This is a genomic window from Bartonella sp. AP57NXGY (assembly GCF_042195805.1).
Lineage (GTDB): Bacteria > Pseudomonadota > Alphaproteobacteria > Rhizobiales > Rhizobiaceae > Bartonella.
The window spans coordinates 11,712-17,727 of record NZ_JBHIOZ010000028.1 but is presented as its reverse complement, the minus strand read 5'-3'; the positions used below and the strand labels follow the sequence as shown (position 1 = coordinate 17,727).

Below are 6,016 nucleotides of genomic sequence, written 5' to 3'. Positions count from 1 at the left end.
ATACAAAAATACAGAGGCAGATTTTTCCAAACAATAAAAAGAGGGAAACATGACTGAAAAAATTTATCCAATATCAGAAGAGATCAAAAAAAATACTTTACTCGATGAGGAAACTTATCAACAATGGTATCGAGAAAGCATTAATGATCCAGAAAGCTTCTGGGCAAAACATGGTCAACGCATTGAATGGTTTAAACCTTTTACAAAAGTAAAAAACACTTCTTTTAACGGAGATGTCTCCATTCAATGGTACGAAGATGGGATAACAAATGTTACCTATAATTGCATTGATCGCCACCTGAAAACCCATGGAGACAAAATCGCGCTCATTTGGGAAGGAGATAATCCTTATCATGATAAAAAAATAACCTATAACGAGCTTTATGAACATGTTTGTCGTTTTGCCAATCTTTTGAAAAGTCGTGGCATTAAGAAAGGCGATAAAGTAACCATTTATCTTCCTATGATTCCCGAAGCAGCCTATGCTATGCTTGCTTGTGCTCGCATTGGAGCTATTCATTCGGTTATTTTTGCTGGCTTTTCTGCTGAAGCAATAGCAGGACGCCTTGTTGACTGTGAATCAACCTTTATGATTACCGCTGATCACGGCTTGCGTGGCGGCAAACGGATTAACTTAAAAGACAACGTTGACCATGCTATTGAGATAGCAGCGCGCCAAAACGTGCATGTGGACCAAGTCATGGTTATACGGCGGACTTGTGGACCCATTCAATGGATAGAGGGACGTGATTTTTGGTACCACGAAGAGATAGCTCATGCCAAAACAGCTTGTCCACCAGAACCAATGAACGCTGAAGATCCGCTTTTTATTCTTTATACTTCAGGCTCAACCGGCAAACCCAAAGGTGTTTTGCATACCACAGCAGGCTATCTTGTTTTTGCCTCGATGACTCACCAATATGTTTTTGATTACCACCCCGATGAAGTTTACTGGTGTACAGCTGATATTGGTTGGATTACCGGTCATTCTTACTTGGTTTATGGACCTTTATGCAATGGTGCGACCACTTTAATGTTTGAAGGCACACCAACCTTTCCTGACAAAGGAAGATTTTGGCACATTGTCGACAAGCATCAAGTCAATACACTCTACACCGCACCAACAGCTATCCGCGCCTTAATGGGAGCAGGAAATTCATTTGTTGAACACTCAGACAGGACGTCGTTGCGTCTTTTAGGCACAGTAGGAGAACCTATTAACCCAGAAGCATGGGAATGGTTTTATCATATAATTGGAAATGACCGTTGTCCGATTCTCGATACATGGTGGCAAACGGAAACAGGAGGGCATATGATCACACCCTTGCCTGGTGCAACCCCCCTCAAAGCAGGATCGGCCACACGTCCTTTCTTTGGTGTTCAACCCCAAATTGTTGATGCCCAAGGCAATGTTTTAGAAGGTGAAGCAGAAGGCACTCTTTGTATCAGTGATTCATGGCCAGGACAAATGCGCACACTTTATAAGGATCATGAACGCTTTATTCAAACTTATTTTTCCTCCTATAAAGGAAAATATTTTTCAGGCGATAGCTGTAGGCGCGATAGCGACGGTTATTATTGGATCACAGGACGAGTTGATGATATTCTCAATGTCTCGGGGCACAGATTAGGAACCGCTGAAATTGAATCAGCTCTTGTTTCTCATCCCTCTGTATCAGAAGCAGCTATTGTGGGTTACCCGCATCCCATTAAAGGACAAGGAATTTATAGTTTTGTGACCCTCATGGAAGGAACAGCGCCAAGTGAAGAATTGCAAAAAGACCTTATCAAGCATGTGAGACAAGAAATAGGCTCTATTGCCATATTGGATAAAATTCAGTTTGCTCCGCAGCTTCCCAAAACGCGATCAGGGAAAATTATGAGACGTATTTTACGAAAAATCGCTGAAAACGATTTTGATACTCTCGGAGATATTTCAACCCTTGCCGAACCACAAGTTGTTGAAGATCTGATTGCCAACCGACAAAACTAAAAAACACGACGCAATACAACATACGGTGGTTTTTGTTTTTTTTGCTAAAATTATCTCAGCATTATTACGAAAACCACCGAGGAGAATAAAAAATAAAACAATTCACGAGAAGCTCAATCATTCTAACAACAAACGCTTTTTTTCATAACAGGTAAGAAATAATTTAAGCAAAAACCTCAGGATTGGGATGCGAACAAGAATAAGAAAGTAAGATAAAAAGAGCAACATAGCTTTTTAAAATCACCTAATGTCCACTCAATGCAAAAAAAGCCTCTGAGTAAGAAGGAAAAATAGTTCTGATGTTTATGCTAGAATCCCTTTGAAATTCCTGCTAAAATCATAAATAAGGCTAAAAAAAGAAAGTATAAGTGATAATATTCTTGAGCAAAAATATTTATCTATAACGAGGGTGTATAAAAAATATTGAAAACCATGAAATCTAAAATAAACAAGCTTACAACAAAAATCTAAAGCAATGAAAGTAAGAGTTTTTAGAATAAATGATGCAATATAAAATCAGGAGTAATAATAAAAAGTGATTCATTTTGAAAATGTCGGCCTACGCTATGGAATGGGCCCTGAGGTCCTTCGTGATATTAGCTTTCATATTCCTCCTGGATCATTTCAATTTCTCACAGGTGCCTCTGGAGCAGGGAAAACGTCGCTGATGCGTCTTATGTTTTTAGCACTCAAACCCACCCGCGGTCATATTGATCTCTTTGGAACAGACACAGCATTACTCAAACGACAAGAGCTCCCTGCGCTGCGACAACGTATCGGGGTGGTTTTTCAAGATTTTCGTTTACTCGACCACATGACCACTTATGAAAATGTCTCCTTACCTTTACGCATTAAAGGACAAGAAGAAGCAACCTATCGCAGTGAAGTGGAAGATCTTCTCTGTTGGGTAGGTCTTGGAGATCATATTCATGTTTTACCACCGGTTCTTTCCGGTGGGGAAAAACAAAGGGTAGCCATTGCACGCGCACTCATTGATCAACCTGAAATTCTACTTGCCGATGAACCCACCGGAAATGTCGATCCGCCCTTGGCAAAACGCCTCCTCCGTTTGTTTATTGAATTAAACCGTTTTGGAACGGCTGTTATCATTGCCACCCATGATATTGCCTTAATGGAACAAGTTGCAGCACGGCGTATGCTTCTCCATAACGGACGGATGACGATTCATGAATAAGTCTTTCCCCATTTTTACAAGCAATAAAAAAAATACAACAGCGATTATTCCCAGTGGTAATATTTCTGGAAAAGCATTAGTTGCCGTGATTGCTATTATGACATTTCTTTCAAGCCTCACCTTAATCGGTGTTGATTTGGTCCAACGTGCCGCCCAAAATTGGAGTAATCAGATTAGCTATGAAGCAACAATACAAATACGCCCCATTGACAATGTTGATATCAACAAAGCACTCCGTGATGCCGTACAATTGGTTAAAACATTTTCTGGTGTACAAGATGCAAAAATTGTTGACCAAAAAGCTACAGAAAAGTTACTGGAGCCATGGCTTGGAACAGGCTTCAATGTCAATGAACTACCCCTTCCCCGCCTCATCATTGTGACCCTGAAGAGAGATGAAAAAATCAATTTTGCAGCCATTAATCACGCCATTAAAACCCAAATTCCAGGAGGTCAATTTGATGATCACCGTGTTTGGGTTCATCGTTTTGCGACCATGGCACACACCACTGTTTTCATTGGTTTTTCAATTTTAGCATTGGTTTTAGGCTCTCTTATCCTCACCATCATTTTTGCCACCCGCAATGCATTGGCAGAAAATACACATATTATCAATGTCTTATATTTCCTTGGTACTGAAACTCTTTTCATTGCTCGCCAATTTGACTGGCATTTTTTTAAAACTGCGCTGCGTGGTGCTTTATATGGTGGTCTCACAAGCATATTTCTATTTTCAGCCTTTTGTCTCTGGACGAATTATAACTTGGGAAGAGTAGAAGCTAGCCAAGTAACAGCTTTGTTTGGACATCTTTCCATAAGTTCCATCCCCTACGGAAAAATCATTTTTCTTATTATTTTCGTTTCTTTTCTTACCACCCTTACAAACCGCATGACTATTTTAGCGCAACTGAAAAAAATTGATCAATGTGAAAACGGTTTATTTTAATTTTATGACTTACAATACTTTCAACTCATTGACGCAAAACAATTTAGAACGTCCTCTTCCAAAACGGACCCACTATAATAGTTGGTCTCCATGGCTTTTATTTCGCTATTTTCCACCGACAACCCTTACTCTTTCAATCATTGTTTTAATTTTCTGGGGCGGTTTTATTATTTTTTCTGAAAAAACTGAACGACTCTCTCCCCCAACACCTCTCCCCAAAGCGGATGCCATTATCGTGCTTACAGGCGGAGAAAACCGAATAGAGACAGGACTTAATCTCTTACAAAGGGGGCTTGGTTCACGTCTCCTCATCAGTGGCGTAAACACCACAACCAATCTGAAAAGTCTCATGCACAACATGCATATTACCCCACGGCTTATCTCCTGTTGTATTGACATCGGGCATCAAGCGATTAACACCAGAGGAAATGCTAAAGAAAGCGCCGATTGGATCAAAAAACACCACTATAAAACCCTTTATATCGTCACCCATGATTACCATGTGTGGCGCTCAATGCGAGAACTTAAATATTTAATGCCTGATATCCATTTCATTGCCTATCCTGTTAAAAAGAACAATGCTGAAAGCGCAATACAACAGATCAATCAAATCCGCATTCTTATATTCCAATATATTAAAACGCTCCAAGTCTATATCAGAACCGCATTCTGACCTTTCTCCCTGATCTTTATTCTTGTGACTTTAAACCTTGCTACCCTCTGACTGCTTTACCCTTCTCTCCATACCTTTCCACACGAATTACCGCCATAAAAGCCCGCCAGAACTTCCCCCCATACAAAGCACAACGCCCCGATACACGTGTCACTGTCTTGCACATTAACCAAAAAACATCTCTTACATCCCAAACTTGATCTCACAACACGTGATCTATCTAATGCCATCCCCAATATAGAAGACAGCTCTTGTAAATAAATCTTCCCAGATAGCTATAAAATCAAACTTGTCATAAAAATCTATTTACACCACTGTCTTACCCTTCATAAAAAATGCAAACCGCCCCACCCTATATTTTGCCACCCCCCAAGTATTACGATAGCTCTTAAACCTCTTGGGATGATTGGTAAGAGGCATGCATTACGCCTTTCTTAAACACGAACATACCAACCTCATATGACATGCAAAGAAGTAATTTTAATAGATTTAAAATAAGAAAATTTATAATACTTAGATTTCTCATTTAACAGAGAGAACATTAAACTATCATTATAAGTCAATATATTAGTAACAATCTCTTATTCTAAAAAGCATCTTCATAAGAGCATTTTAGATCACAGATAGGAATAAGCTCAAAACGCACACCGCGACAAATACCCTACATTTTTTATCGCAATCTTTTTTGAAATCATTTCGCTCTCTAAGATCACTTTTTGTCTGGTTTCCTCTCCCAAAAAGAACGAAAATTTTTAAACTCTATTGATCTGTAAACAATAATAACTCAGCTTCTTGTCTAACGCGTTCCACCTGCTCACTTCAATATCAGAACATCTCAAAAGACAGATTTCATGAGAATTGTCATTTCCTCTCAACATCTCAAAAGGCGACGATTCTTATTAGCAACGATTTGTAAACAATCCACTTTCTCTGGACAAGTTCCTCTCAGCTTCCCCATTTATATGGTTTACTCACATAAAGCTCGATAAGAAAACCCTGCCTGAGAATATTCATCACTGCCGCTAAAGCTCATGCGTCATAATTTTAGCGACCTCACTGCCTAAGGTGCTTTATCACATACAATATATTGATTTATAATGAAAATTTATTACGCTACAACTTGAATGAGAGCTCTCAATATCATCAGATTCTCTCATTTCAAATCTGTTCTCTATTGAATCAATCAAAACCATTTTCTTGCACATCACA

The 6,016-nt window shown here is 39.2% G+C and carries 4 protein-coding genes; all 4 read left to right on the top strand.

From position 1 onward, the window contains the following. Positions 1–49: 49 nt before the first annotated feature. Positions 50–1,993: an acetate--CoA ligase gene (gene acs / locus ACFIL8_RS04695; RefSeq protein WP_375638254.1), complete on the top strand. Its 1,944-nt coding sequence runs from the start codon at positions 50–52 to the stop codon at positions 1,991–1,993. Positions 1,994–2,528: 535 nt separating this feature from the next. Further along, positions 2,529–3,188 (top strand): cell division ATP-binding protein FtsE, encoded by a 660-nt coding sequence (gene ftsE / locus ACFIL8_RS04690; RefSeq protein WP_273723097.1) that lies wholly within the window; start codon positions 2,529–2,531, stop codon positions 3,186–3,188. Beyond that, positions 3,181–4,134, top strand: a complete 954-nt coding sequence (locus ACFIL8_RS04685) for a cell division protein FtsX (protein WP_375611715.1) — start codon at positions 3,181–3,183, stop codon at positions 4,132–4,134. The genes ftsE and ACFIL8_RS04685 overlap by 8 nt, the downstream gene beginning before the upstream one ends. 4 nt (positions 4,135–4,138) lie before the next feature. Then, a complete protein-coding gene (locus ACFIL8_RS04680) occupies positions 4,139–4,807 on the top strand; it encodes a YdcF family protein (protein WP_375638253.1) in 669 nt (222 codons plus the stop codon). The last annotated feature ends 1,209 nt before the right edge of the window (positions 4,808–6,016 follow it).

Bases quoted from the DNA above. Each gene is read 5' to 3' on its own strand.
- ACFIL8_RS04685 (WP_375611715.1), top strand. From the start codon at position 3,181: ATGAATAAGTCTTTCCCCATTTTTACAAGCAATAAAAAAAATACAACA.
- ACFIL8_RS04680 (WP_375638253.1), top strand. From the start codon at position 4,139: ATGACTTACAATACTTTCAACTCATTGACGCAAAACAATTTAGAACGT.
- acs (WP_375638254.1), top strand. From the start codon at position 50: ATGACTGAAAAAATTTATCCAATATCAGAAGAGATCAAAAAAAATACT.